Source organism: Sphingomonas adhaesiva, from assembly GCF_036946305.1.
Taxonomy (GTDB): domain Bacteria; phylum Pseudomonadota; class Alphaproteobacteria; order Sphingomonadales; family Sphingomonadaceae; genus Sphingomonas; species Sphingomonas adhaesiva_B.
This window is the reverse complement of record NZ_JAQIJJ010000002.1, coordinates 567,862-591,234: the sequence shown is the minus strand read 5'-3', so window position 1 is coordinate 591,234 and position 23,373 is coordinate 567,862. Positions and strand designations below refer to the sequence as shown.

At 71.2% G+C, this 23,373-nt stretch carries 22 protein-coding genes; 15 read left to right on the top strand and 7 right to left on the bottom strand.

The window, feature by feature from the left end:
- Nucleotides 1-7: 7 nt before the first annotated feature.
- Nucleotides 8-541: a YceD family protein gene (locus PGN14_RS03090; protein ID WP_335297929.1), complete on the bottom strand. Its 534-nt coding sequence runs from the start codon at nucleotides 539-541 to the stop codon at nucleotides 8-10.
- Nucleotides 538-1,029 carry a ubiquinol-cytochrome C chaperone family protein gene (locus PGN14_RS03085; RefSeq protein ID WP_335298047.1) on the bottom strand — a complete coding sequence of 164 codons (492 nt, stop codon included), beginning with the start codon at nucleotides 1,027-1,029 and terminating at the stop codon, nucleotides 538-540. The genes PGN14_RS03090 and PGN14_RS03085 overlap by 4 nt, the downstream gene beginning before the upstream one ends.
- Before the next feature lie 159 nt (nucleotides 1,030-1,188).
- Here PGN14_RS03085 and PGN14_RS03080 point away from each other — a divergent pair, with 159 nt between their 5' ends.
- The 6 genes from PGN14_RS03080 to PGN14_RS03055 all read left to right on the top strand — a co-directional run bounded on the left by PGN14_RS03080 (nucleotide 1,189) and on the right by PGN14_RS03055 (nucleotide 8,209).
- Nucleotides 1,189-1,662, top strand: a complete 474-nt coding sequence (locus tag PGN14_RS03080) for an outer membrane protein assembly factor BamE (RefSeq protein WP_335297928.1) — start codon at nucleotides 1,189-1,191, stop codon at nucleotides 1,660-1,662.
- A gap of 120 nt (nucleotides 1,663-1,782) precedes the next feature.
- Nucleotides 1,783-2,151: a hypothetical protein gene (locus PGN14_RS03075; RefSeq protein WP_335297927.1), complete on the top strand. Its 369-nt coding sequence runs from the start codon at nucleotides 1,783-1,785 to the stop codon at nucleotides 2,149-2,151.
- 225 nt (nucleotides 2,152-2,376) lie between these two features.
- Nucleotides 2,377-4,782 (top strand): glycosyl transferase family protein, encoded by a 2,406-nt coding sequence (locus PGN14_RS03070; RefSeq protein ID WP_335297926.1) that lies wholly within the window; start codon nucleotides 2,377-2,379, stop codon nucleotides 4,780-4,782.
- 40 nt (nucleotides 4,783-4,822) lie between these two features.
- A complete protein-coding gene (locus PGN14_RS03065) occupies nucleotides 4,823-5,737 on the top strand; it encodes a sulfite exporter TauE/SafE family protein (protein ID WP_335297925.1) in 915 nt (304 codons plus the stop codon).
- Nucleotides 5,734-6,492 (top strand): TIGR02186 family protein, encoded by a 759-nt coding sequence (locus tag PGN14_RS03060; RefSeq protein ID WP_335297924.1) that lies wholly within the window; start codon nucleotides 5,734-5,736, stop codon nucleotides 6,490-6,492. Before PGN14_RS03065 ends, PGN14_RS03060 begins: the two co-directional genes overlap by 4 nt.
- 67 nt (nucleotides 6,493-6,559) lie before the next feature.
- The gene (locus tag PGN14_RS03055) at nucleotides 6,560-8,209 is read left to right on the top strand and encodes an ATP-binding protein (RefSeq protein ID WP_335297923.1); all 1,650 of its coding nucleotides are present in this window, start codon (nucleotides 6,560-6,562) and stop codon (nucleotides 8,207-8,209) included.
- 125 nt (nucleotides 8,210-8,334) lie between these two features.
- Here PGN14_RS03055 and PGN14_RS03050 read toward each other — a convergent pair whose 3' ends face one another.
- Entirely contained in the window at nucleotides 8,335-9,804 is a 1,470-nt protein-coding gene (locus PGN14_RS03050; protein ID WP_335297922.1) for a M23 family metallopeptidase, read from the bottom strand.
- Between the two features lie 208 nt (nucleotides 9,805-10,012).
- On the opposite strand from PGN14_RS03050, the gene PGN14_RS03045 reads away from it, so the two are divergent.
- The 7 genes from PGN14_RS03045 (at nucleotide 10,013) to PGN14_RS03015 (ending at nucleotide 16,593) form a co-directional block, all read left to right on the top strand.
- Nucleotides 10,013-12,496 (top strand): DEAD/DEAH box helicase, encoded by a 2,484-nt coding sequence (locus PGN14_RS03045; protein WP_335297921.1) that lies wholly within the window; start codon nucleotides 10,013-10,015, stop codon nucleotides 12,494-12,496.
- Nucleotides 12,493-12,798 (top strand): RNA-binding S4 domain-containing protein, encoded by a 306-nt coding sequence (locus PGN14_RS03040; RefSeq protein ID WP_335297920.1) that lies wholly within the window; start codon nucleotides 12,493-12,495, stop codon nucleotides 12,796-12,798. Before PGN14_RS03045 ends, PGN14_RS03040 begins: the two co-directional genes overlap by 4 nt.
- A gap of 55 nt (nucleotides 12,799-12,853) precedes the next feature.
- Nucleotides 12,854-13,195 carry a ferredoxin FdxA gene (gene fdxA / locus PGN14_RS03035; RefSeq protein ID WP_066484860.1) on the top strand — a complete coding sequence of 114 codons (342 nt, stop codon included), beginning with the start codon at nucleotides 12,854-12,856 and terminating at the stop codon, nucleotides 13,193-13,195.
- 7 nt (nucleotides 13,196-13,202) lie between these two features.
- Nucleotides 13,203-14,192, top strand: coding sequence for a proline iminopeptidase-family hydrolase (locus PGN14_RS03030; protein ID WP_335297919.1), 990 nt, complete (start codon nucleotides 13,203-13,205; stop codon nucleotides 14,190-14,192).
- 350 nt (nucleotides 14,193-14,542) lie between these two features.
- Nucleotides 14,543-15,076, top strand: a complete 534-nt coding sequence (locus PGN14_RS03025; RefSeq protein WP_335297918.1) for a CarD family transcriptional regulator — start codon at nucleotides 14,543-14,545, stop codon at nucleotides 15,074-15,076.
- A 111-nt stretch (nucleotides 15,077-15,187) separates the two neighbouring features.
- Entirely contained in the window at nucleotides 15,188-15,910 is a 723-nt protein-coding gene (locus PGN14_RS03020) for a head GIN domain-containing protein (protein ID WP_335297917.1), read from the top strand.
- Entirely contained in the window at nucleotides 15,898-16,593 is a 696-nt protein-coding gene (locus PGN14_RS03015) for a GIN domain-containing protein (protein WP_335297916.1), read from the top strand. Before PGN14_RS03020 ends, PGN14_RS03015 begins: the two co-directional genes overlap by 13 nt.
- Nucleotides 16,594-16,620: 27 nt before the next feature.
- Here PGN14_RS03015 and PGN14_RS03010 read toward each other — a convergent pair whose 3' ends face one another.
- The 4 genes from PGN14_RS03010 to PGN14_RS02995 are packed head-to-tail and all read right to left on the bottom strand — an operon-like array spanning nucleotide 16,621 to nucleotide 20,881.
- Nucleotides 16,621-17,055: a PaaI family thioesterase gene (locus tag PGN14_RS03010; RefSeq protein ID WP_335297915.1), complete on the bottom strand. Its 435-nt coding sequence runs from the start codon at nucleotides 17,053-17,055 to the stop codon at nucleotides 16,621-16,623.
- A gap of 53 nt (nucleotides 17,056-17,108) precedes the next feature.
- Nucleotides 17,109-17,594, bottom strand: a complete 486-nt coding sequence (locus PGN14_RS03005) for a GNAT family N-acetyltransferase (protein WP_443019444.1) — start codon at nucleotides 17,592-17,594, stop codon at nucleotides 17,109-17,111.
- Between the two features lie 2 nt (nucleotides 17,595-17,596).
- Nucleotides 17,597-18,133 carry a SixA phosphatase family protein gene (locus PGN14_RS03000; protein ID WP_335297914.1) on the bottom strand — a complete coding sequence of 179 codons (537 nt, stop codon included), beginning with the start codon at nucleotides 18,131-18,133 and terminating at the stop codon, nucleotides 17,597-17,599.
- 15 nt (nucleotides 18,134-18,148) lie between these two features.
- The gene (locus tag PGN14_RS02995) at nucleotides 18,149-20,881 is read right to left on the bottom strand and encodes an ATP-dependent DNA helicase (protein ID WP_335298045.1); all 2,733 of its coding nucleotides are present in this window, start codon (nucleotides 20,879-20,881) and stop codon (nucleotides 18,149-18,151) included.
- Nucleotides 20,882-21,160: 279 nt separating this feature from the next.
- Between PGN14_RS02995 and sucC the strand changes: the two genes are divergently transcribed.
- Nucleotides 21,161-22,360 (top strand): ADP-forming succinate--CoA ligase subunit beta, encoded by a 1,200-nt coding sequence (sucC, locus tag PGN14_RS02990; RefSeq protein WP_335297913.1) that lies wholly within the window; start codon nucleotides 21,161-21,163, stop codon nucleotides 22,358-22,360.
- Between the two features lie 204 nt (nucleotides 22,361-22,564).
- A complete protein-coding gene (locus tag PGN14_RS02985) occupies nucleotides 22,565-23,314 on the top strand; it encodes an electron transfer flavoprotein subunit beta/FixA family protein (RefSeq protein ID WP_335297912.1) in 750 nt (249 codons plus the stop codon).
- Nucleotides 23,315-23,373 lie beyond the last annotated feature (59 nt).

Sequence of the window (23,373 nt, the reverse complement as noted above, 5' to 3'; positions counted from 1 at the left end):
GATGGGGTTATTTCCCCTCCAGCTTCGCCTTCAGTCCCGCCAGCGCGCCGAACGGCCCGGCCTCCTCCTCGCTCAGCACGCCCGCTTCCTTCAGCACCGCGGCCGCGCGCGGGCTGCGCGGGAAGGGATCGAGCGCCAGCGCCATCGTCTCCGCCGCCGCCTCGCCCAGGTCGATCCCGCCGCCCCCCTTTCCCATGTCGATCTCGATCGTGTCGAGCGCGCCTTCGTCCAGCTCCACCTCGTCCTCCGCCTCGGCGGGTTCGACGAACAGCAGGTCGATCGCCTCCTCCACCCTCTCGGGCAGCGGGTCGCCGGTGACGCCGCAGGCCTGCACCACCTCCGCGCGCACGACACCCTTCGCCGCGATTCCCGCACCGGTGCGGCGGATCGCGACCTCCGCCTCCAGCCGTTCGACCGCGACCAGCGCGAATCGCTGCGCCAGCGCCGCGCGCTCCTCCGCCGTCGCGGCGATCGCGACCATGCGCTCCTCGCCGCCGATCGTGTCGAGCCGCTCGACGCGCGAGAATTCGGGCGCGCTCACGGCAATTCCCCGCGCGTGATCGCGTCGAGCGGCACCGCCTCCAGCGCGGCGCGCCATTGCGTCAGCGAGTCGCGCACATGCGCCACCGCATCGCTCGCCGGCGCCTGCCCGCGATAGACGTTGCGCACCAGCGCCGCATCCAGCGTGCCGTCGTCCAGCCCCTCGCGATAGGCGCCCAGCCGTCCGCCCAGCATCCCCATCATGCGGCCGACATGCTTGCCCACCACCATGTCGCCGAAGCCGATCTGGCGCACCTGCGCGTCCATGTCGTCGACGAACCGCTCGGTCAGCTGCGCGATCACCGGCGCGCCGCCCTCGTCCCGCTCCAGCCGCAGCACCACCATCGCCAGCACGGCGGCGACCATGTCGAACCGCCCGTCCAGCGTATCGGGCACCTGCCCGTCCAGATACCAGTGCGGCGCGCGCGCGCGCGCGATCACCGCATCGTACAGCGGCAGCGCGGCGGTGCGGTCGCGCGCGCCGAACACGCCGGCCAACTTTCCTTTCAACCAACCCAAAGCGTTCGTTCCCTCGCGTCGCCGCGCGCTTGTCTCGCGCGGTCGGGCAGCATATTGAGGCGCACGGCCGCAAAGTCCACGCACGCGTTGCGGCGACGGCCCCCAACGCTGGTGTCACGCGGAGTATCGATGCGCCCCCTTCTCGCTTTCTCGCTTCTGGCCGGCGTCCTGGCCGCCGGATGCACCCCGCTGCGCTCGCACCAGGGTTATATCGTCGATGCCGATCTGGTGAATTCGGTGCAGCCCGGCGTCGACAACCGCCAGTCGGTGCTCGCCACGCTCGGCACGCCCAGCTTCGCCAGCCAGTTCAACCAGGGCGACTGGTATTATATCGCGCGCGACAGCCGCAATTACGCGTTCAATCCGCCCAAGCCGAAGGAGCAATTGACGCTCCAGATCAGCTTCGACCAGGCCGGCAACGTCACCGCGGTGCGCAAGTCGGGGATCGAACAGGTCGCCAACATCGATCCCTGGGGCAAGACGACGCCGACGCTGGGGCGCCATCGCGGCTTCTTCCAGGACCTGTTCGGCAATATCGGCACCGTGGGGGCACCCGGTGCGGCGGGTGGCGGCGCCGGCGGCAATCGCAGCGGCCAGCCCTGACGAACCTGTCGTTTCGCTGACGACGCCATTCCCGCGGCGTTCAGCGCGCCGGGCCTAGACCGTTCGCCATGGTGGCACCGATCCCCGGTGCCGCCCCGGTCGAACGAAAGGCTTGTAGTGATGCGTAAGCTGATGACCGCGGCGCTGATCGCCGCCACGCTGATCCCCGCTTCCCTGGTCGCGAGCGGCGCGTCCGCGCAATCGCGCGGCGACCTGTGGCGCTATCGCCAGGATATCATGCGCGAGGAGCGCGATCTGCAACGTGCGCGCGAACGCGGCAATGTGTGGGACATCCGCCGCCAGCAGGCCGAGCTGCACCAGGCCCGCGCCGCCTATCGCCAGGTGATCTACGGACGCGGCGGCCGCGACGGTCGCTGGGGGCGCGATTGGCGCGACGACCGGGGCTATGAGGGGCGGGGCTATGACGGGCGTTACGACGATCGCGACGGCTATCAGCGCGACGGCTGGGATGCACGCCACGGCTTCTGACCCGATCTGACCAACCCCAGAGACGGTTCGGCCGCGTCGCAACAACGCGCGACGCGGCCAGTACCGGCTTGGGGTCGGCACTCGGTCCCGAAAGGGGGAAAGGGACCGGCGCGCCAACGCTTCGCCGGCCAGATGGTTCGTCGATCACACCTCCCGGCGACCGATCGTGGCGCGTCGGTGGAAAAGCGTTGCAGATGCGCCACAGCTTCCGCAGGATACTGATCCATGTGGGCGTGGGGGGACGTTTTCGCGGCAGCGACCGCCGATGGGCTGGTCCTGCTCGATGCGGCGCGAGCGGAGGTGACGCTGTTCGCCGCGATCGCGATCCTGATCGGCGGGGTGGACGACCTCGCGCTCGACGTCATCTGGCGCCTCCGTCATCGCCCGCCGCTGCCGCTCGCGGCCTTGCCCGCCGCGCCCCCGCTGCGCCTCGCCGTGTTCGTGCCCGCCTGGGACGAGCATCGCGTGATCGGTGCGATGCTGGCCGCGGCGCTGCGCCGCTACGACCATCCCGATTATCGCCTGTACGTCGGCTGCTATCCCAATGATCCCGCCACGATCGCCGCGGTCGCGGACGTCGCGGCGGGCGATGCGCGGGTCCGGCTGGTCGTCGGCGATGCCGACGGCCCGACCACCAAGGCGGATTGCCTCAACACCCTGTGGCATGCGCTGCGCCGCGCCGACGCCGCGGATGCCCGGCACACCGCCGCGGTCGTGCTGCACGATGCGGAGGATGTGGTCCACCCGGCCGAGCTGCGCGTGTTCGACCACCATCTGCGCGAGGCCGCTTTGGTGCAATTGCCGGTCGTGCCGCTGATCGACGCGCGACGCCGGCTGGTGTCGGGCACCTATGCCGACGAATTCGCGGAGTCGCACGGGCGCCACCTGGTGGTGCGTGCCGCGCTGGGCGCGGCGCTGCCGCTGGCGGGTGTCGGCTGCGCGATCCGCCGCGACGCGCTCGACCGGCTCGCCGGGGAGGCCGATGCGCCGTTCGACGCGCAGAGCCTGACCGAGGATTACGAACTGGGGCTTCGCGTCGGCGCGATGGGGCTGCCCGCACGGTTCGCGCGCTGGCGCGACCATGACGGCGCGCTGGTGGCGACCCGCGCCTATTTCCCCGAGACGGTCGACGCCGCGGTGCGGCAGAAGGCGCGCTGGGTGACCGGGATCGCGCTCGCCGGCTGGGACCGGACCGGCTGGGGCGGACGCTGGCGCGCGGCGGAGGTGTGGATGCGGATGCGCGACCGCCGCGGACCGCTGGCGGTGCTGGCGCTGCTCGCCGCCTATGTCGCGCTGGTCGGGTTCGGCGTCTCGCTGGCGGCACATGCGCTGCTCGGCGGCGCCGCACCCGCGATCCCGGCGGCGATGCGGCTGCTGCTGATGGCGAATGCCGCGCTGCTCGCGTGGCGGCTGGCGGTGCGCGCGCGGGGCACCGCGCGCGAACATGGCTGGCGCGAGGGGCTGTGGTCGCTCCCGCGCGCGCTGGTCGGCAACATCATCGCGATGCTGGCCGCACGCCGCGCATTGGTGCGCTACGTCGCGACGCTGCGCGGGGGCACCACCGCGCTGGGACAAGACCGGGCATCGCTTTCCCGACGTGCTGCCGGGCGAGGCGTGACCGCGGCCCGCACCGGCCGTCCGCTCCGCTTCATGGGGCTGGTGCTGGGCGGCTGGATCGCGACGCGCGTGTGGTGGCTGTGGCCGGTCGCCGCGCCGCTCCTGCCCGACGCGATGCGGGCGATCATCCCGCCGCCGATCACCGCCGCGGCGCCGGCCACCCCCGGGTCGCCGCTCGCGGTTCCGATCGCCGTGCCGCCGCCCGTGACATGGCGGCGGCCGTCGCCACCCGCCGCCGCCCCGACGGTACGGCAGGCGACCCGCTCGCCCGATCCGCCGCCACCGGCGACCGGCGATCCCGCCCCCGCCCCCGCTGCCGCCGCCACGACGGATCGCCACACCTTCGCGCTGCTGGGGATGGTGCGCTACGGCGTCCCCGCCGCGCCGCCCGCCGGTCCGTCGCGCTGGTCGGGCAGCGCCTGGGGCATCGTGCGCGACGGGCGCCAGCGCGCGGGCGTCGCCACTCCGCAGCTGGGCGGCAGCCAGATCGGCGCGCGCCTCGCCTATACGCTCGACATCGACCGCCGCATCGCGCTGGCGGTGCGCATGTCAAGCGCGCTGGCGGTGCGCCAGCAGGAGGCCGCGGTCGGCATCGAATGGCAGCCGCGCACGCTGCCGGTGCGCCTCGCGCTCGAACGCCGCCTCGGCATCGCGGGGAGTCGCGGCGGCACCGCGCTGGGCGTCTCGGGCGGCGTCGACGACCGCCCGCTCGCCGCCGGCTTCCGTCTCGACGGCTATGCGCAGGCCGGCGCGATCGCGCGCGACGGCGTGGAACCCTATGCCGACGGCGCCGTCCGGGTGGCGCGCCCGATCATGCCCGCCCTCGATGTCGGCATGGGCGCGTGGGGGGCGGCACAGCGTGGTGCCGCGCGAGCCGACATCGGCCCCACCGCCGCGCTGACGCTCCCCGCAGGCGCACGCCGCCTGCGCGTGACGCTCGACTGGCGACAGCGCATCGCGGGCGATGCACGCCCGGCATCCGGCCCGGCGCTGTCGCTCGGCACCGACTTCTGAATGGCGCGCGCGCGCCGAACCGGGTAGCGACGACCGCGTCATGGACCTCTACCTGCCGATCGCGAACCTGTCGGTGAACGCGCTGGTGATGATCGCGCTGGGCGCGGGCGTCGGGTTGCTGTCGGGCATGTTCGGCGTCGGCGGCGGGTTCCTGACCACGCCGCTGCTGATCGTCTATGGCATCCCCCCCACCGTCGCCGCCGCCTCGGCCGCGACGCAGGTGACCGGCGCCAGCGTATCGGGCGTGTTCGCGCATTTCCGCCGCGGCGGGGTGGACACGCGGATGGGCACGGTGCTGGTCGTCGGCGGCGTGCTGGGGTCGCTGTTCGGCGCGTGGCTGTTCCGCCTGCTCCAGCAATGGGGGCAGATCGATACCGTCATCGCGATCACCTATGTCCTGCTGCTGGGCACGATCGGCACGCTGATGCTGCGCGAGGCGGTGGTCGCGATCCTCGTCTCGCGCGGGCGCCGCGCGGCGCCGGCACGCCGCCGGCGGCATCATCCGCTGGTCGCCTCGCTGCCGTTCCGGATGCGCTTCTACGCTTCGGGGCTGTACATCTCGCCCCTCGCGCCGCTGCTGCTGGGATTCGCGACTGGTATCCTGACGATCCTGCTCGGCATCGGCGGCGGCTTCGTGCTGGTGCCCGCGATGATCTATTTGCTGGGCATGTCGACCGCGGTGGTGGTGGGGACCAGCCTGTTCCAGATCCTGTTCGTCACCGCCGCCGCGACGATGGTCCACGCCACCACCACCAAGGCGGTCGATATCGTGCTCGCCGCGCTGCTGCTGGTCGGCTCGGTCGTCGGCGCGCAGGTGGGCGCGCGCTTCGCGGCGAAGGCGAAGCCCGAATACCTGCGCCTCGCGCTCGCGATCATGGTGCTGCTGGTGGCGGGTCGCATCGCGCTCGGGCTCGGCTGGCGTCCCGACGAAATCTATTCGGTCGAGCTGTCGTGAAACGGGTCGCGCTCCTGCTCGCCGCGCCGCTGCTGACCGCGCAGGCGAAGCCGGTGCTGGTCCCCGACGTCTCGCAGCGCAATATCGAGATCGCGTACAGCTTCACCGGCGCGGAGCTGCTGCTGTTCGGCGCGATCCTCTATCCCGGCGGGCGCATGCCGCGCGGCGCGGCGCCGACCGACGTCGTCATCGTCGTGAAAGGCCCCACCCAGTCGATCGTGATCCGCGAGAAGGAGAAGGTGGCCGGCATCTGGGTCAACGCCGGACAGTTGCGCTATCGCTCCGCGCCCAGCTTCTACGCCGTCGCCTCGTCGCGCCCGTTGCCGGCGCTGGTCGATGCGCGCACCCGCGCCATCTACGAACTGGGGCTCGACAGCCTGCAACTCTCCCCCGCCTCCGCCGCACCCGCGCCGGTGCAGGACCGCTTCACCCGCGGCTTGGTGGAGCAGCGCACCCGCGCCGGCCTGTTCTACGAGGCGCCGGGCGCGGTCGAGATCGCGGGCGGCGTCCTGTATCGTGCGCGCGTCGCGATCCCCGCGCGCGTGCCGGTCGGGCGCTTCACCGCGGAGACCTTCCTGATCCGCGACGGCCGCGTGCTGGCCGCGGCGGTGCGCGACATCGATATCCGCAAGTCCGGGTTCGAACGCTTCGTGGCGCAGGCGGCGGATCGCCATGCCATCCTCTACGGGCTGAGCGCGGTGGCCTTGTCGGTGCTGCTCGGCTGGGCGGCGGGGCGCTGGGCCGCACGCGGCTGACGCGCTGCACGCTTTCTTCATTTTTTCCCTTTACGTCCCGCAGCATAGAAGATGGCGCGGGGCACGCATGAACGACATTCCGGCGGCTTCCGCATTCAACACCGGCGCGCATGATCCGCTCGCGATCGACCCCGTCGGCTACGTCCGCGAGATCGCGGGCGCGCAGAGCGAGGTGGTGCTGGACGCGACCGCGCTCGCCGCGCTGACGACGCACCCCGACCCGATCGTCGCCGCCACCGGGCAGGTCGGCGGGCAGGTGAAGGTGCGCGTCGGCACCAGCTGGCTGCTCGCCAGCATCCGCACGCTGCGGCTCTCCAGCACGACGGGCGACCAGGTCGTCGCCTCGATCGACTTCCTGGGGGAGGCGGACGAGGAGCGGCTGACCGCACGGCTCTACAACTTCCGCCGCGGCGTCACCCGCTACCCGATGCCCGGCGACGAGGTGTTTCCGGTGACCGGCGCCGACCTGAAGCAGGTCCATGCCGCCCCCGACCGCCCCGCGATCGAGATCGGCCACGTCCATCCCACGCGCGACGTGCGCGGATCGCTGCTGATCGACGCGCTGCTGGGCAAGCATTTCGCGCTGCTGGGGTCGACCGGCACCGGCAAGTCGACCGCCGCCGCGCTGATCCTGCACCGCATCTGCGCGCTGGCGCCGCAGGGGCATGTCGTGATGATCGACCCGCATGGCGAATATGGCGCCGCGTTCGGCGACATCGGCGCGCTGTACGACGTGTCGAACCTGCAAATGCCGTACTGGCTGATGAATTTCGAGGAACATGCCGAGGTGTTCCTGACCGCCACCGGCCCGGACCGGCAGGTGGATGCCGACATCCTCGCCAAATGCCTGCTCGCCGCGCGCGCCAAGAACCGGCTGGGGCAGGAAATCCCCAAGCTGACCGTCGACGCGCCGGTGCCCTATCTGCTCAGCGACCTGACGCAGATCATCCAGCAGGAAATGGGCAAGATGGACCGCGCGGGCGACACCGCGCCCTATCTGCGGCTGAAGAACAAGATCGACGAGGTGAAGGGCGACCCGCGCTACGGCTTCATGTTCTCCGGCATGCTGGTCGCGGACACGATGGCGTCGTTCGTCAGCCGCGTGTTCCGCCTGCCCGGCGACGGCCGTCCGATCTCGATCATCGACGTGTCGGGCGTGCCGAGCGAGATCACCTCCGTCGTCGTGGCGATGCTCAGCCGGATGGTGTTCGATTTCGCGATCTGGTCGCGCAACGAGCCGCAGCGCCCGATCCTGCTCGTCTGCGAGGAGGCGCACCGCTACATCCCGTCCGACCGCGAGGCGCCGACCGCGGTCGCGCGCATCCTGAGCCGTATCGCCAAGGAAGGGCGCAAGTACGGCGTGTCGCTGGGCCTTATCACGCAGCGCCCGTCGGATCTGGCGGAGGGCGTGCTGTCGCAATGCGGCACGATCCTGGCGATGCGCCTCAACAACGATCGCGACCAGTCGTTCGTGCGCGCCGCGATGCCGGAGGGTGCGCGCGGCTTCCTCGACACACTGCCCGCGCTGCGCAACCGCGAGTGCATCGTCTGCGGCGAGGGCGTCGCGATCCCGATCCGCGTCGCGTTCGACGCGCTGGAAGAGGGCAAGCGCCCGGCATCGGCCGACCCGATCTTCTCGTCGCTGTGGCGCGAAACCGGCGGCGAGGAAGACATCATCGCCCGCACGATCCAGCGCTGGCGCGCACAGGGGCGGTGACCTTCTAAAGCCCCTCCCCTTCAGGGGAGGGGTTGGGGTGGGGCAGTCAAAGGCCACGAACGCCGGTCTCGGTGAGACCTCCCCCACCCCCAACCCCTCCCCTGAAGGGGAGGGGCTAGAGAACACTACCGCGCCGCCGTCTCCAGCAGTCGCGCGATCTTCGCCTTCATCGCGCGCAGCGTGTCGGCCGGCAGCGTCTGGATGCTCGCCATCGAGATCGAGCGCGGGTTCACCGGGCGGCCGTTCTTCCACACTTCCCAGTGCAGGTGCGGCCCCGTGGAGATGCCGGTCGACCCGACATAGCCGATCACCTGTCCCCGCCTGACCCGCGCGCCCGCGGACACCGCGATCCGGCTCATATGGCCGTATCCGGTCGCCAGCCCGCCGGCATGCGCCAGCTTGACGAAATTGCCATAGCCGCCGGAGCGGCCCGCGAACTGCACCACGCCGTCGACCGCGGCCATGATCGGCGCGCCATAGCGGGCGCCGATGTCCATCCCCTTGTGCATCCGCATGAAGCCGAGCAGCGGGTGCATCCGCATCCCGAAGGTGGAGGTGACGTGCCCCGCGACCGGCATCCCCATCGCACCGCGACGCTCAAACTGGCCGTTGGCGTCCATGAAGGTGCCGGAACCGTTCTCGCCCCAGCGCACCAGCTGGAGGCGGCGGCCGTTATGCTCCAGCCCGGCATATTGCAGCTGCCCGACCTCGACCTCGCCGGTGGCGGCGCGCGCCTGATCGGCGACCAGGTCGAACGTGTCCGATGCCGCGACGTCGCCGATCGACATGCTGCCCGCCAGCGCCTTGATATAGGCTTCCACCACCCGCGCCGGGACGCCCGCGGCGCGCGCGGAGCGGTACAGGCTCGGCCCGACGATCCCGCGCACGCGCAGCGGGGTACGGTCGATCGCGATCGGATGACGGTCCAGCGCCAGCCCGCCGTCCAGCGTGCGGTTGACCGACAGGTTGAGGTCGAACGCGGCGCGGAACGCCAGCGCCTCCAGCGGGCGCGGCTGGAACTTCGTCGGGCGCCGCCCCAATGTCAGCGACAGGATCGTGCCGGGGCGCAGATCGTCGAGCTTCACCGCACCCGCGACCAGATCGGCGACGCGCCCCGCCTCGCCCCCGCCGACCCCGGCGCGCTGGAGCGCGTTGCGCAACGTATCGCCATCCGCCAGCGCCGCGGTCAGCTCGACCTGCGGGCGCTCCGGCGTCTCGGCCAGCGGGCGCACCAGCGCGCCCGCCGCCATCCGCCGCCCGGTGGTGGCGCCCAGCCCCAGCGGCGCGATCGATTGCGTCCGCGTCTCCTCGAACGCGGCGCCGATCGCGACCGGCGCGGTATAGCCGGTGATCGGCCGAAACCCCGGCGACAGCATCCATGCCGCACCCGCCAGCGCGGTGCAGGTGGCGAGCCCCCGCCACCAGTCGCGCGAGCCGATGCGCTGCCCCAGGTCGGGGGTCCAGTCGGTGGTCGCCGCGGCGATGCGCAGCCGGTCGTACAGGCTGCGATCGGCCAGCGGCACCAGCTCGCGCCCGAACGCGCGGGCTCCCGCCGCCCCGGCCAGCTCCAGCCCCTGTTGCTCGCGCAAGAACACGCCCGCGTCAGCCCTTCGTCAGCATGAACGCCGAAATACCCCCCGGCGCTTGAGGTCGGGATCGTTGTGGACCCGAGTCGCTAAAGTCAAATTAACCCCGGCGGTTGACGTTTGCCGCTGCGCCGAAGCGTTCGTGTCCTGCGCCGAAACGGAGGGTACGCCGATCCCGATTGCATCCGGCGCGCACAGACCCGATGTACCGTGCACCATGACGCGTATCGATCGACCCCGCGTAACCGCGGTATTGGGGCCGACCAACACCGGCAAGACGCATCTCGCGATCGAACGGATGTGCGCGCATTCCAGCGGCATGATCGGCTTCCCGCTGCGCCTGCTGGCGCGCGAGGTCTATGATCGCGTCGTCGCGATCAAGGGGCGCGAGCGCGTCGCGCTGATCACCGGCGAGGAGCGGATCGTCCCCCCCGACGCGCGCTGGTTCCTGTGTACCGCCGAAAGCATGCCGCTCCAGCGCGACGTCGCCTTCGTCGCGCTGGACGAGGCGCAGCTGGGCGCGGATGCGGAGCGCGGCCATGTCTTCACCGATCGCCTGCTGCGCGCGCGCGGTCGCGAGGAGACGATGATCCTGGGGTCCGAGGCGCTGCGCCCGGTGCTGCGCGCGCTGATCCCGGACGTGGAGATCGTCGAGCGACCGCGCTTCTCCACCCTGTCCTATGCCGGTGCGAAGAAGCTCTCGCGCCTGCCGCGCCGCTCCGCGATCGTCGCCTTCTCCGCGGAGGAAGTGTACGCCACTGCGGAGATGCTGCGCCGGCTGCGCGGCGGCGCGGCGGTGGTAATGGGCGCGCTGTCCCCCCGCACCCGCAACGCGCAGGTGGCGATGTTCCAGGCCGGGGAGGTCGATTACCTCGTCGCCACCGATGCGATCGGCATGGGGCTGAACCTCGACGTCGGCCATGTCGCCTTCGCGGGCCTGTCCAAGTTCGACGGCCAGCGCCGCCGCCGCCTGACCGTGGCGGAGATGGCGCAGATCGCCGGGCGCGCCGGGCGCCACCAGCGCGACGGCACCTTCGGCGGGCTGGTCGCGGAGGGGCCGGACGCGTTCGACCCGGAGGAGATCGCCGCGATCGAGGCGCATCGCTTCCCGCGGCTCGACTGGCTCTACTGGCGCGACGGCGAGCCGGACCTGTCGAGCGTCGACGCGCTGATCGCCAGCCTGACGCGCCGTCCCGACCACGAACGGCTGCGCGCCGCGCCCGAGGCGATCGACCTCAAGGTGCTGAAGCGACTGGTCGAGGACCCCGCGGTCCGCGCCAGCGCACGCGGCAAGGTCGCGCGGCTGTGGGCGGCGTGCGGCATCCCCGATTTCGCCAAGCTGGGCATCGATCCGCATGCGCGCTTCGTCGGGCGCATCTTCGGCTATCTGGCGCAGGGCTACATCCCGCACCAATGGTTCGCCGACGAGGTGGCGCGGCTCGACCGCACCGAGGGCGATGTCGAGACGATCGCCGGGCGCATCGCCGCGATCCGCAGCTGGGCCTATATCGCGCAGCGCCCCGACTGGCTCGCCGACCCACAGGCCTGGGCCGCGCGCGCGCTGGCGATCGAGGAGCGACTTTCCGACGCGCTCCACGCCAGCCTGACGCAGCGCTTCGTCGACAAGCGCACCACGGCGCTGGCGAAGAAGATCGGCGGTGGGGTCGGCGAACTGCCGGTCGAGATCGACGCGCAGGGCGAGGTGACGATCGACACCCATGCGATCGGCCGGCTGGAGGGGTTCCGCTTCGTCGTCGCCCCCGATGCGCGCGCCGCGGACAAGCGCCTGCTGCTGGCCACCGCGGAGAAACGGCTGGCGGGCGAGCGCCGCCGCCGCGCCCGCGCGCTGGTGGCGAGCGACGATGCCGCCTTCGCGCTGACCGCGGAGGGGGAGATCGCCGCCGACGGGCTGATCGTCGCGCGGCTGGCGCGCGGCGCGTCGCTGGCGCGGCCGCAGGTGGCGCTCGACAGCGCGCTCGACTGCCTCGATCCGGCGGTGCGCGGCGAGGTGGCGACGCGGCTGCGCGCGTGGCTCGACGCGGCGATCGCGCGCGCGCTGCCGTCGGTCGCCGCGCTGGCGGAGGCGGCGCGCGCGAAGGACGCCGGCCCGGCGCTGCGCAGCGTGGCCGGCGCGATGGAGGCGGGCGCGGGGTTCGCCGCCCGCCTGTCGCTGCGCGAAGCGATCGAGGCGCTCACCCCCGACAACCGCCGCTGGCTGCGTCGCCATGGCGTCACGCTGGGCGCGCTCGACCTGTTCGACCCGCGGTTGCTCAAGCCGGGGGCGCAGGCGTGGCGCCGCGCGCTGCTCGCCGCCGCCGGCACGCCGGCGGGCGACGCGCTGCCCCCGCCCGGTGCGGTCACGCTGCCGCGCGGCGCGCCGGGGGCGATCCCGGTGCTCGGCTATCGCGCGCTCGGCGCGCAGGCGGTGCGGATCGATCTGGTCGAACGCATCGCGCGCGCCGCGCACGACGCGCGCGAGAAGGCGGGCAAGACCCCCTTCGCCCCCGATGCGACGCTGGCGGTGTCGATCGGGCTTCAGCCCGCCACCATCGCGCGGCTGATGGCCGAACTGGGCTTCCGCGCCGCCGCCCCGGTGGAGGGCGCCGCGCGCTACGTCTGGCAGGGGCGCCCGCGCGCGCGCCGCGTCGCGCCCGCCCCCGACAATGCCTTCGCCGCGCTGGCGCAATGGGGCCGCGGATGAGTGCGGGGACGATGCGGCTCGACCTGTTCCTGTGGTACGTCCGCATCGCGAAGACGCGCAGCATCGCGCAAGCCATGGCAAGCGACGGGCATCTGCGCATCGACGGCCGCGCGATCGACCGCGCGCACGCCCCGGTACGCGTCGGCAATATCCTGACCTTCGCGCATCACGGGCACGTCCGCGTGCTGCGCGTCGCCGCGCTGCCGCACCGCCGCGGCCCCGCGCCGGAGGCGCAGGGCTGCTACGAGGAACTGCTGCTCGGTGAGACTGCAAACGTCTCGCAGCAGGCAGCGGAACGTTGACGCGGGCGTCAGGCGGCGCAAAAGCAGGGGCGAGAACGCAAAGGAATCCGCGCCCATGACCTATGTCGTCACCGATGCCTGCATCCGCTGCAAGTACATGGATTGCGTCGAGGTGTGTCCGGTCGACTGCTTCTACGAGGGCGAGAACATGCTCGTCATCAACCCGTCCGAGTGCATCGATTGCGGCGTGTGCGAGCCGGAATGCCCCGCGGAAGCGATCCTGCCCGATACCGAAAGCGGGCTGGAGCAGTGGCTGGAGCTGAACAACACCTTCTCCGCGCAATGGCCCAATGTGACGCGCAAGGCCGATCAGACCCCCGCCGATGCCGATGAGCACAAGGGCGAGGAAGGCAAGTACGACAAATATTTCTCCGCGGAACCCGGCGCGGGCGACTGATCGCGCGATGCGGCTCGCCCGCCGCGACCTGCTGCGCCTTGCGGGCTTGGGGGCCGGGGCCGCGGCGCTGTGGCCGCTGCCGGCATGGGCGCGCGACGCGACCTATCCCGCGCCGATGCGCGAGGCGATGCTGCCGGTGCCGGGCGGGCGCGTCTATGTCCGCGTCAACGGCGACCTCGCCGGCCCCCGCCCGCCGCTGGTGATCGCGCATGGCGGCCCGGGCGGGACGCACGCCAGCTATCTCGACGCGCTGGCGCTGGCGGACGAGCGCGCGGTGATCCTTTACGACCAGCTCGACAGCGGGCGCTCCGACCATCCGGGCGATCCCGCCAACTGGCGCGTGGCGCGCTTCGTCGACGAACTGGAGGCGGTGCGCCGCGGGCTGGACGTCGCGCGCTGGCATGTGTGCGGACACAGCTGGGGTGGCACGATCGCGCTGGAATATGCCGCGCGCCGTTCGCCCGCGATGGCCAGCGCGATTCTGGCCAGCCCGCTGATCTCGACGCGCAGCTGGATCGCCGACGCCGATGCGCTGCGGCGCGAGCTGCCCGCGGAAACGCAAGCCGCGCTCGCCACCTGCGACGTGCCCGCCCCCGCTAACGCCGCGACCTGCGAGGCGGGGACGACCGAATTCTACCGCCGCTTCAACGGGCGCGAGCCCGATCCGCCGTCGCTGCGCGCCTATGCGCGCGCCAATGGCCGCGGGTTCAATGCCCGGCTGTACGAGACGATGTGGGGCAGGAGCGAGTTCGTCTCGACCGGCACGTTGCGCGCTTACGATGGCGAGCCGCTGCTGGCGCGGCTGGACGGCGCCCGCACGCTCTTCATGGTCGGCCAGTATGACGAGGCGCGCCCGCTCACCACGTTGCGCTTCGCCGCCCGCGTGCCCGGTGCCGAACTGGCGGTGATCCCCGGCGCGGCGCACGGCACCTTCACCGACCGCCCCGACGAGACGATCGCGACGCTGCGCAGCTGGATGCGCCGGCACGACGCGTGACCCCGGCCTCATCCACCGCCTCGTCACCCCGGACTTGATCCGGGGTCTCGCTTCTTCTCTCCTTTTCTTCCACCGGCCTATGGACGACCATTCACCACGCCTTGCGCCAGCATCCGGCAACATCCGGCGTCTGGCATCATTCCGGGAAAAGGTTCCCGCCCGACAGCGCTGCTGCCCTAATTACGCTGGAAATATTGTGTCGCGGATGCTATATCGGTCCGGCACGGGCGCTTCGTACCTGCGCCCGGTGGAGACGTCCAACCTACCTGCCCCGTCCCAACTCCTGCCCGCGACCCCCCATATCGCGGATCGCACGCGAGCACGGGGCCACAACAGCGGAAAGGCCAACCATGGCTGCCAAGGCTCTGCATTTCGATGTCGGTGATTATGTCGTCTATCCCAAGCACGGTGTCGGCCGTGTCATCGAGCTGCAGAAACAGGAAATCGCGGGCATGCAGCTGGAGCTGTACGTGCTGCGCTTCGAAAAGGAGCGCATGACGCTGCGCGTGCCGACCAACAAGGCCGAATCGGTGGGGATGCGCAAGCTGTCGTCCGACAAGACGATGCGCGAGGCGATGGAGACGCTGAAGGGCAAGCCCAAGGTGAAGCGCACCATGTGGTCGCGCCGCGCGCAGGAATATGAGGCGAAGATCAACTCCGGCGACCTGGTGTCGATCGCGGAGGTGGTCCGCGACCTGTTCCGTGCCGACGACCAGCCCGAGCAGAGCTATTCCGAGCGTCAGATCTTCGAGGGCGCATGCAGCCGCCTGGCGCGCGAGCTGGCTGCGATGGAGCAGATCGACGAGCCGGCCGCGCAGGAGAAGATCCTGGAGATCCTGCGCAAGGCCGCGGCGATCTACAACAAGGAGAAGGTGCCGGCCTGACGCCGCGCGCCCTGCTCGCGTTCGAGGGGCGGTCCCGCGGGGCCGCCCTTTTCGTTTGCGGGGCGGCCTCATGTGTATTAGTATAGCAATACACATATCAGGAGGATGCCGATGCGAACGATCGTGATGGCCATGCTGCTCCCGCTGGCCGCCTGTGGCAACATCGCCAACTTCGGCGATGACGACGGCACCGTCGTCGCGCCGCAGGGCAGCGGCACCACCCGCACCTTCGCCGCCACCGGCTTCGACCGTGTCGAGCTGCGCGGCAGCGACAATGTCACCGTCCGCGTCGGCCCCGCCTTCGCGGTGCGCGCGGAGGGGACGCCCGCGATCCTCGACCGGCTGAAGATCACGCGCGACGGCCGCACGCTCAAGGTCGGGCGCGAGAACGGCGTCTATGCCAAGGGAAATGTGCGCGTCTTCGTCACCCTGCCGCGGATCGCCGCCGCATCGGTCAGCGGATCGGGCGACATGAGCGTCGACCGCGTCGCCGGCAGCGGGTTCGATGCCTCGGTCGCGGGATCGGGCAATCTCGCGCTGCCGTCGCTGCGCGTCGACCGCGTCGAGATGTCGATCGCGGGGTCGGGCGACGTCACCGCCGCGGGCGAGGCGCGCACGCTGCGCGTCAATGTCGCGGGATCGGGCAACCTGTCCGCACGCCAGCTGGTGGCGTCGGGCGCGGAGGTGAACGTCGTCGGGTCGGGCGACGTCACCGCAACGATCCGCGGCCAGGCCAAGGTCACCTCGATGGGGTCAGGCGACGTCGACCTGGGCGGCGCGGCGCGCTGTTCGGTGACGAAGATGGGCTCCGGCACGGTGCGGTGCGGCAACTGAGGCGCGCCGCACTCGTCCTGCTCCTGCTGCCCGCGTCCGCGCAGGCGGCCGACCGAACGTGGAGCATCGGCAGCGTCGAGCGCCTCCGCGTCGAGGCGCCGGTGACGGTACGGGTCGTCACCAGCGGCGGGAACGGCGTCACCGCGCACGGCGACGATGCCCGCGCGCTCGCCGCGCTGGACATCAGCGCCAGCGCGGGCACGCTGGTGATCCGCCGACCCGGCGGGCGGCTGGCCGCTCCCGATACGACGCATATCGTCGTCACGGTCCGTACCCCGCGGCTGGAGGGCGCGGCGCTCTACGCCGCCGCGCCGGTCACGGTCGCGGGGATGAAGGGCGAGCGGGTGGCGGTGTCGGTCACCGGCGGCGGCACCCTGACGGTCCAGAACATCGCCGCGACCGCGCTGGTCGCGACGCTGGCAGGCGACGGCACGATGACGCTGGCGGGGCGCAGCGGCGACACGCGGCTGATCGCCAACGGCAGCGGCACGATCGACGCCGCCGCGCTGATGGCCGATCGCCTCGACGTGCAGGCGCTCGACAAGGTCGCCATCGCCGCCGCCGCGCGCGACGACGCCCGCGTCAACGCGATCGGCGAGGTCGTGGTGACCGTTTCGGGACGCGCACCCTGCGCGGTGCGCAAGCTGGGGCCGGCGACGGTGACGTGCGGCACCCGCCGATAGCAGCCGTCATCCCGGCGACGCACCACATTACGCGCCCATCGCCGCCTTCGACGCGCTCTCCACCCGCGCCCGCTCCGCCAGCATCAGCGTCGACGAGGCCTTGGCCAGCACCGTGCCGCCTTCGTCGAGCAATCGTCCCTCGAAGAAGCAGGTGCGCTTGCCGCGCCGCTCGACCCAGGCCTCCGCGATCACCGTCCCGGGCCGCGCCGGCGCGAAGAAGCTGACCTTCAGCTCCAGCGACATCGGCACCACGTCCGCGCCCCCCATCGCGATCGCCGCATGCGCCATCGCCGCATCGATCCAGCCGGTGACGAACCCGCCCTGCACCACCCCGCCGGAGTGGCACATATGCGATCCCGCCGCATAGGCGATCCGCGCGCGTCCCTCCGGGTTCATCTCGATCACCCGGATCAGCCCCAGCGTGCGCGACAGTTCGTGAGCGCCCTTGTCTTCCTGCGCCATCCTGCTCCCTTCGTTCGTCTCGGGGCGCAGCGTGGCGGCTGGGCGCGCGGCTGTCAAAGCAGGCGGTGCATCACCAGCGCGTCGACCGCGCCCAGCGCGGGATGGCGGAATGCGCCGGGCACGCGGCCGACGATCGCGAACCCCAGCGCCTGCCACAAGGCGACCGCGCGCGTGTTGCTGGCGACGACGAAGTTGAACTGCATCGCGGCGAAGCCCCGCGCCCGCGCCTCGTCGAACGAATGCGCCGCCATCGCACGGGCCACGCCACGCCCGCGCGCGGCATCCGCGACGACATAGCCGGCGTTGGCGACATGCCGCCCGCCGCCCGCCTGGTTGGCGCGCAGGTAATAGCTGCCCAGCGGCGTGTCGTCCGCGTCGTGCGCGACGAAGGTGGCCCGGTCGTCGCCCAACCAAAAGGCGATCGCAGCCGCCTCGCCGATGTCGCGGTCGATCGCATAGGTTTCGCCGGCGCGGAACACCGGCAGGATCATCGCGGCGATCGCCCCGGCATCCGCCGCCGTCGCGGCGCGGATGCGGATCGTCACGCCTCGTCCGGCCCCAGCGTCGCATCCACGTCGCGCGGGCGGACGAACCGCGTCAGCGTCGCCCCGCCCGCCGCCACCTGCGCCCAGTCGTCGACCGCGAACGTCATCTCCGCCAGCGTCGCGGTGGGATATTTCTCCTCCACCGTATCGCGCAGGCCGCCGGGTTCGTCCGGCACCAGCATCAGCACCAGATCCTCCAGCCCCGGATTGTGCCCGACCAGCAGCAGCGAGGCGACCCCGGCCGGCGTCTCGCGCACCACGTCGAGCAGGCTGGCGGCGGAGGCGAGATACAACCTCTTGTCCCATTCGGGAGCGAGCTCGCCGAACCCGGTGGCGACATCGTCCAGCGTCTCCTGCACGCGCACCGCGGGCGAGGCCACGACACGGTCGAACACCAGCCCCAGCGCGCGCAGGTGGCGCCCCATCGCCGCGGCGGCGCGACGCCCCTTGGGGTTGAGCGGACGGTCGAAATCGCGCGCGACGGGATCGTCCCAGCCCGATTTGGCATGGCGCAGCAGCGTCAGCGTCTTCACGGGCACCGATCCTCTTTAATCCGGGGCGAGCGCCGCCTCATGCCCGATCGGGACGGCAGAAGAAAGTGACTGTGGGGAAAGCCGCTGCCGCACCCGCGCCACCGCCTCGTCCAGCGGCACGCGCGCCACCGGCACGCCCGGCGGGAAGGCATCCAGCAATCGCGACGGCATGGCCGCGGACAGCAGCACGAACATCCCCGAATCGTCCCCGCGCCGGATCAGCCGCCCGAACGCCTGCGCCAGCCGCGCGCGCACGATGCGGTCGTCATAGGCCGTACCACCCTCCGGTGCGGCCAGCCGCCGTGCCGCATGCAGCACGGTCGGCTTGGGCCAGGGCACCCCCTCCATCACCACCAGCCGCAACGAATGGCCCGGCACGTCCATCCCGTCGCGCAGCGCATCGGTGCCGAACAGGCTGGCATGGGGATCGTCGCGGAAGATATCGACCAATGTGCCGGTATCGACCGGATCGACATGCTGCGCGTGGAGCGGCAGCCCGGCGCGCGCCAGCCGGTCGGCGACGCGCGCATGCACCGCGCGCAGCCGCCGGATCGCGGTGAACAGTCCCAGCGCGCCGCCAGCACTCGCCTCCACCAGCCGCGCATAGGCATTGGCGAGCGCGGGCACGTCGCCGCGCTTCACATCGGTGACGATCACCACCTCGGCATGGGTCGCATAGTCGAACGGGCTGGCGGCCTCGAACCGCGCCGGCGCGCGCGGCAGGTGCGGCGCGCCGATCCGCGCCTCCGCGGTCTCCCACCCGCCCCCCGCGGTCAGCGTGGCGGAGGTGACCAGCGCGCCATGCGCCGGCTTCAGCACCGTCTCGACGAAGGGAATCGTGGGATCGAGCCAGCGACGATGGATGCCGATATCGAACTCGCGCCCCTCGACGCGATCGACCGCCAGCCAGTCGACGAAGCGCGGATCTGCCGGCCCGCCGACGCGCGCCAGCAGCGCCAGCCACGCCGCCACCGTCTCCGCGCGCCAGCCGAGCGAGGCGATCGCGCCCTCGATCCGCGCGCGCGCTGGGCCGTCCATCCAGTCGGGCGCCTCCGCCAGCACCGCCTCCAGCCGTTTGCCCAGCGCCACCATCGGCCGCACCAGCGCATCCAGCGCATGCGCCGCGGGTGCCGCTGCCTCGATCAGCGCGGGCGATGGTTCCGCCAGCTCGGTCTCCAGCCCGTATCCCGCGTCCGCCCCCGCCGCCTCCGCGCGGGCATAGGACAGGCCACGCACCGCGCCGAGCAGCGTTTCGATCGCACCGAACGGTGCGCCTTCCGCGACGCGCGCCAGCCAGCCATCGGACGCCAGCGCGCCGGCCGCGGCGACGATATCGGACATCGCGCGCCCGCCCTGTTCGTCATAGCTGCCGACGTCGGACAGCCGCGCCTGAAGGCCCCGCCGCCGCCCGCGTGAATTCCCCTCCGGCCCGACGATCCAGCGCCGCAGTTCGATCGTCTCCGCACCCGTCAGCGCGGTGGCGAACATGGCGTCGGCGGCATCGAACACATGATGCCCCTCGTCGAAGACATAGCGCGTCGGCCGCGTCGACAATTCACGCCCGCGCGCGGCATTGACCATCACCAGCGCATGGTTGGCGATCACCAGATCCGCCTCCGCCGAGGCGCGCGCCGCACGCTCGATGAAGCATTTGCGGTAATGCGGGCAGCCGGCATAGACGCATTCGCCGCGCCGGTCGGTCAGCGCGGCGGAGCCGTTGCGGCGGAACAAGGTCGTCAGCCAGCCCGGCAGGTCGCCGCCGACCATGTCGCCGTCGTCGGTATAGGCCGCCCAGCGCGCCACCAGTTGCGCCAGGATCGCGGCCCGCCCGGCGAATCCGCCCTGCAACGCATCCTCCAGGTTGAGCAGGCACAGGTAATTCTCGCGCCCCTTGCGCGTCACCACACGCGCCTTGCGCGTCGCGCGATCGGGATGGAGCCGCACCGTCTCATGCCCCAGCTGACGTTGCAGCGCCTTGGTATAGGTACTGATCCACACCGCGCCGCCGGCCTGCTCGGCCCATAGCGAGGCGGGCGCCAGATAACCCAATGTCTTGCCGATCCCGGTGCCCGCCTCTGCCAGCACCAGTTGCGGCGTGTCGCGCGCCACGCGCGGGCCGAACGCGGCGGCGGCGGCAGCGGCATAGGCGCGCTGCCCGCCGCGGGCTTCGGCTCCCGCGCCGGTCAGGGCGTCGAGCCGGCCCAGCACCGCTTCCTCCGCCAGCGTCACCGTGCGCGGCGCGGGACGGGGCGCGACCTCCTCCCATTCGGGCAGTCGCGAGAACAGCCAGCGCTCGTTCTGCGCCGGCTTCGCCAGCCGCGGCGCCACCACCGGCGCCCAGGCCCAGCGCGCGCGCGTCAGCGACTGCGCCGCGGTCCATGCGCCTTCGCGCTCCGGCCAGTCGCCCGCGACGCCCGCCAACAGCCGCTCCGCGGCGGCGAGCAGGAACGGGGCGATCTCCTCGTCGCGCTCGGTCACCGCAAGCCCGGTCGCCTGCGCCACCCCCTTGGGCGTGGGCACCATGAAGCGCGCGGGGTGGAGGAAGGCGAACAGCTCCAGCAGGTCCAGCCCCGACAGATCGGCATAGCCCAGCCGCTGTCCCACCAAAGGCGCGTTGAGCAGCACGACGGGCGTGTCCGCGGCCAGCCGGATCGCCTCGCCGCGCGACAGCGCCCGCACCTCGCCGTTCTGCGCCACCCAGATGCCCGAATGGCTGGCGTGGAGCGCGGGATAGGAGAAGGGCGGGATCGGGGTCACGGGATCGGCGTGCACGTGTAGGAACAGATTGGCAACTATCAATGGGACCCTTCCTTCACGTCACCCCGGGCTTGACCCGGGGTCCCGCTTCTCCTGCGCCGTTGCCATGAAAGCGGGACCCCGGATCAAGTCCGGGGTGACGACCTGCCGACAGCCGCACACCCTATCGCTACCGCTTCGCAACTGCGGAAAAGACAGTGGATTTGCATCAAGCCGTGTGCTTTAGCCACGCTCAAGACTCGACTGACTCAATCTCCGGGAGGATCGGCCATGAACATCCATGAATATCAGGCCAAGGAACTGCTCGCGAAATTCGGTGTCCCCGTGCCTGCCGGCTATGCCGCGATGAGCGTGGACGAGGCGGTCGAGGTGTCGAAGAAGCTGCCCGGACCGCTCTACGTCGTCAAGGCGCAGATCCATGCCGGCGGCCGCGGCAAGGGCAAGTTCAAGGAACTGGCCGAGGGCAGCAAGGGCGGCGTCCGCCTCGCCAAGACCGAGGACGAGGTCCGCCACGCCGCGACCGAGATGCTGGGCAACACGCTGGTGACGATCCAGACCGGCGACGCGGGCAAGCAGGTCAACCGCCTGTACGTGACCGATGGCGTCGATATCGCCAAGGAGTTCTACCTCGCGCTGCTGGTCGACCGCGCGACGGGGCGCGTCGCCTTCGTCGTCTCGACGGAAGGCGGGATGGACATCGAGACGGTCGCGCACGACACGCCCGAGAAGATCCACACCTTCGCGGTCGACCCGGCCACCGGGTTCCAGCCGCACCACGGCCGCGCCGTTGCCAACGCGCTGGGCCTGACCGGCGACCTCGCCAAGCAGGCGCAGAGCCTCGCCGGCAAGGTCTATGACGCGTTCCTGGGCACCGATGCCGCGCAGATCGAGATCAACCCGCTCGCCGTCACGGAAGACGACAAGCTGATGGTGCTCGACGCCAAGGTCGGCTTCGACGGCAATGCGCTGTTCCGCCACAAGGACCTGATGGAACTGCGCGACGAAACCGAGGAGGATCCCGCCGAGCTGGAAGCGTCGAAGTACGACCTGGCCTATATCAAGCTGGACGGCGACATCGGCTGCATGGTCAACGGCGCCGGCCTCGCCATGGCGACGATGGACATCATCAAGCTGAACGGCATGTTCCCGGCCAACTTCCTCGACGTCGGCGGTGGTGCCAACAAGGAGAAGGTGACCGCGGCGTTCAAGATCATCCTCGCCGATCCGAACGTGAAGGGCATCCTGGTCAACATCTTCGGCGGCATCATGAAGTGCGACATCATCGCCGAGGGCATCGTCGCCGCGGCCAAGGAAGTGAACCTGTCGGTGCCGCTGGTCGTCCGTCTGGAGGGCACCAACGTCGACAAGGGCAAGGAAATCCTCGCCGGCTCCGGCCTCGCGATCGTTCCCGCCAACGATCTGGGCGATGCGGCGAAGAAGATCGTCGCCGAGGTGCAGAAGGCGGCGTGATCGGATCGCGCCACGCGACGCCGCGAGGCGCCTGACGCACTGTGGGGGGCGGGAACGGGAGACCGTTCCCGCCCCCTCATGCGTCCGGCATGGACATCATCGCGCGGTGGGGATTTATCCCATCGCAGGCAGGTTGAACCGCGGGCTACTTGATGTTGACGTAAACGTCAGGTAGCAGCCGCGAGGAATGAGGAGAGTAGCGCAATGAAGGTGCTGGTTCCGGTCAAGCGCGTGCTTGATTACAACGTGAAGCCCCGCGTGAAGGCGGACGGGTCGGGCGTCGACCTCGCCAACGTGAAGATGAGCATGAACCCCTTCGACGAGATCGCGGTCGAGGAAGCGATCCGGCTGAAGGAGAAGGGAACGGTCACCGAGATCGTCGCCGTCTCGATCGGCGAGGCCAAGGCGCAGGAAACGCTGCGCACCGCGCTGGCGATGGGCGCCGATCGCGCGATCCTCGTCACCGCGGAAGAGAAGGTGGAGCCGCTGGGCGTCGCCAAGATCCTGGCGAAGATCGTCGAGGAGGAACAGCCCTCGCTCGTGATCCTGGGCAAGCAGGCGATCGACGACGACAACAACCAGACCGGGCAGATGCTCGCCGGGCTGCTTGGCTGGGGCCAGGCCACCGCCGCGTCGAAGGTCGAACTGTCGAGCGACAGCGCCAAGGTGACCCGCGAGGTCGACGGCGGGCTGGAGACGGACACGTACAAGCTGCCCGCGATCGTCACCACCGACCTGCGCCTCAACGAGCCGCGCTACGCCTCGCTGCCCAACATCATGAAGGCGAAGTCGAAGCCGCTCGCGACCAAGACGGCCGGCGATTACGGCGTTGACGTGACCCCGCGCCTGAAGGTGGTGAAGGTCGCCGAGCCGGCGAAGCGCACCGCGGGCGTGAAGGTCGCCGACGTCGACGAGCTGGTGAACAAGCTCAAGTCGATGGGCATCGCGAAGTAACTCGGATGGATATTGCCCCGCCCCGTTCGTCCTGAGGAGAGGCTGAGCTTGTCGAAGCC

Excerpts from the sequence above, each read along its gene's own strand:
- PGN14_RS03010 (WP_335297915.1), bottom strand. The coding sequence starts at position 17,055 with ATGGCGCAGGAAGACAAGGGCGCTCACGAACTGTCGCGCACGCTGGGG.
- PGN14_RS03030 (WP_335297919.1), top strand. The coding sequence starts at position 13,203 with ATGCGGCTCGCCCGCCGCGACCTGCTGCGCCTTGCGGGCTTGGGGGCC.
- fdxA (WP_066484860.1), top strand. The coding sequence starts at position 12,854 with ATGACCTATGTCGTCACCGATGCCTGCATCCGCTGCAAGTACATGGAT.
- PGN14_RS03025 (WP_335297918.1), top strand. The coding sequence starts at position 14,543 with ATGGCTGCCAAGGCTCTGCATTTCGATGTCGGTGATTATGTCGTCTAT.
- PGN14_RS02985 (WP_335297912.1), top strand. The coding sequence starts at position 22,565 with ATGAAGGTGCTGGTTCCGGTCAAGCGCGTGCTTGATTACAACGTGAAG.
- PGN14_RS03040 (WP_335297920.1), top strand. The coding sequence starts at position 12,493 with ATGAGTGCGGGGACGATGCGGCTCGACCTGTTCCTGTGGTACGTCCGC.
- PGN14_RS03065 (WP_335297925.1), top strand. The coding sequence starts at position 4,823 with ATGGACCTCTACCTGCCGATCGCGAACCTGTCGGTGAACGCGCTGGTG.
- sucC (WP_335297913.1), top strand. The coding sequence starts at position 21,161 with ATGAACATCCATGAATATCAGGCCAAGGAACTGCTCGCGAAATTCGGT.
- PGN14_RS03055 (WP_335297923.1), top strand. The coding sequence starts at position 6,560 with ATGAACGACATTCCGGCGGCTTCCGCATTCAACACCGGCGCGCATGAT.
- PGN14_RS03080 (WP_335297928.1), top strand. The coding sequence starts at position 1,189 with ATGCGCCCCCTTCTCGCTTTCTCGCTTCTGGCCGGCGTCCTGGCCGCC.
- PGN14_RS03045 (WP_335297921.1), top strand. The coding sequence starts at position 10,013 with ATGACGCGTATCGATCGACCCCGCGTAACCGCGGTATTGGGGCCGACC.
- PGN14_RS03020 (WP_335297917.1), top strand. The coding sequence starts at position 15,188 with ATGCGAACGATCGTGATGGCCATGCTGCTCCCGCTGGCCGCCTGTGGC.
- PGN14_RS03075 (WP_335297927.1), top strand. The coding sequence starts at position 1,783 with ATGCGTAAGCTGATGACCGCGGCGCTGATCGCCGCCACGCTGATCCCC.
- PGN14_RS03070 (WP_335297926.1), top strand. The coding sequence starts at position 2,377 with ATGTGGGCGTGGGGGGACGTTTTCGCGGCAGCGACCGCCGATGGGCTG.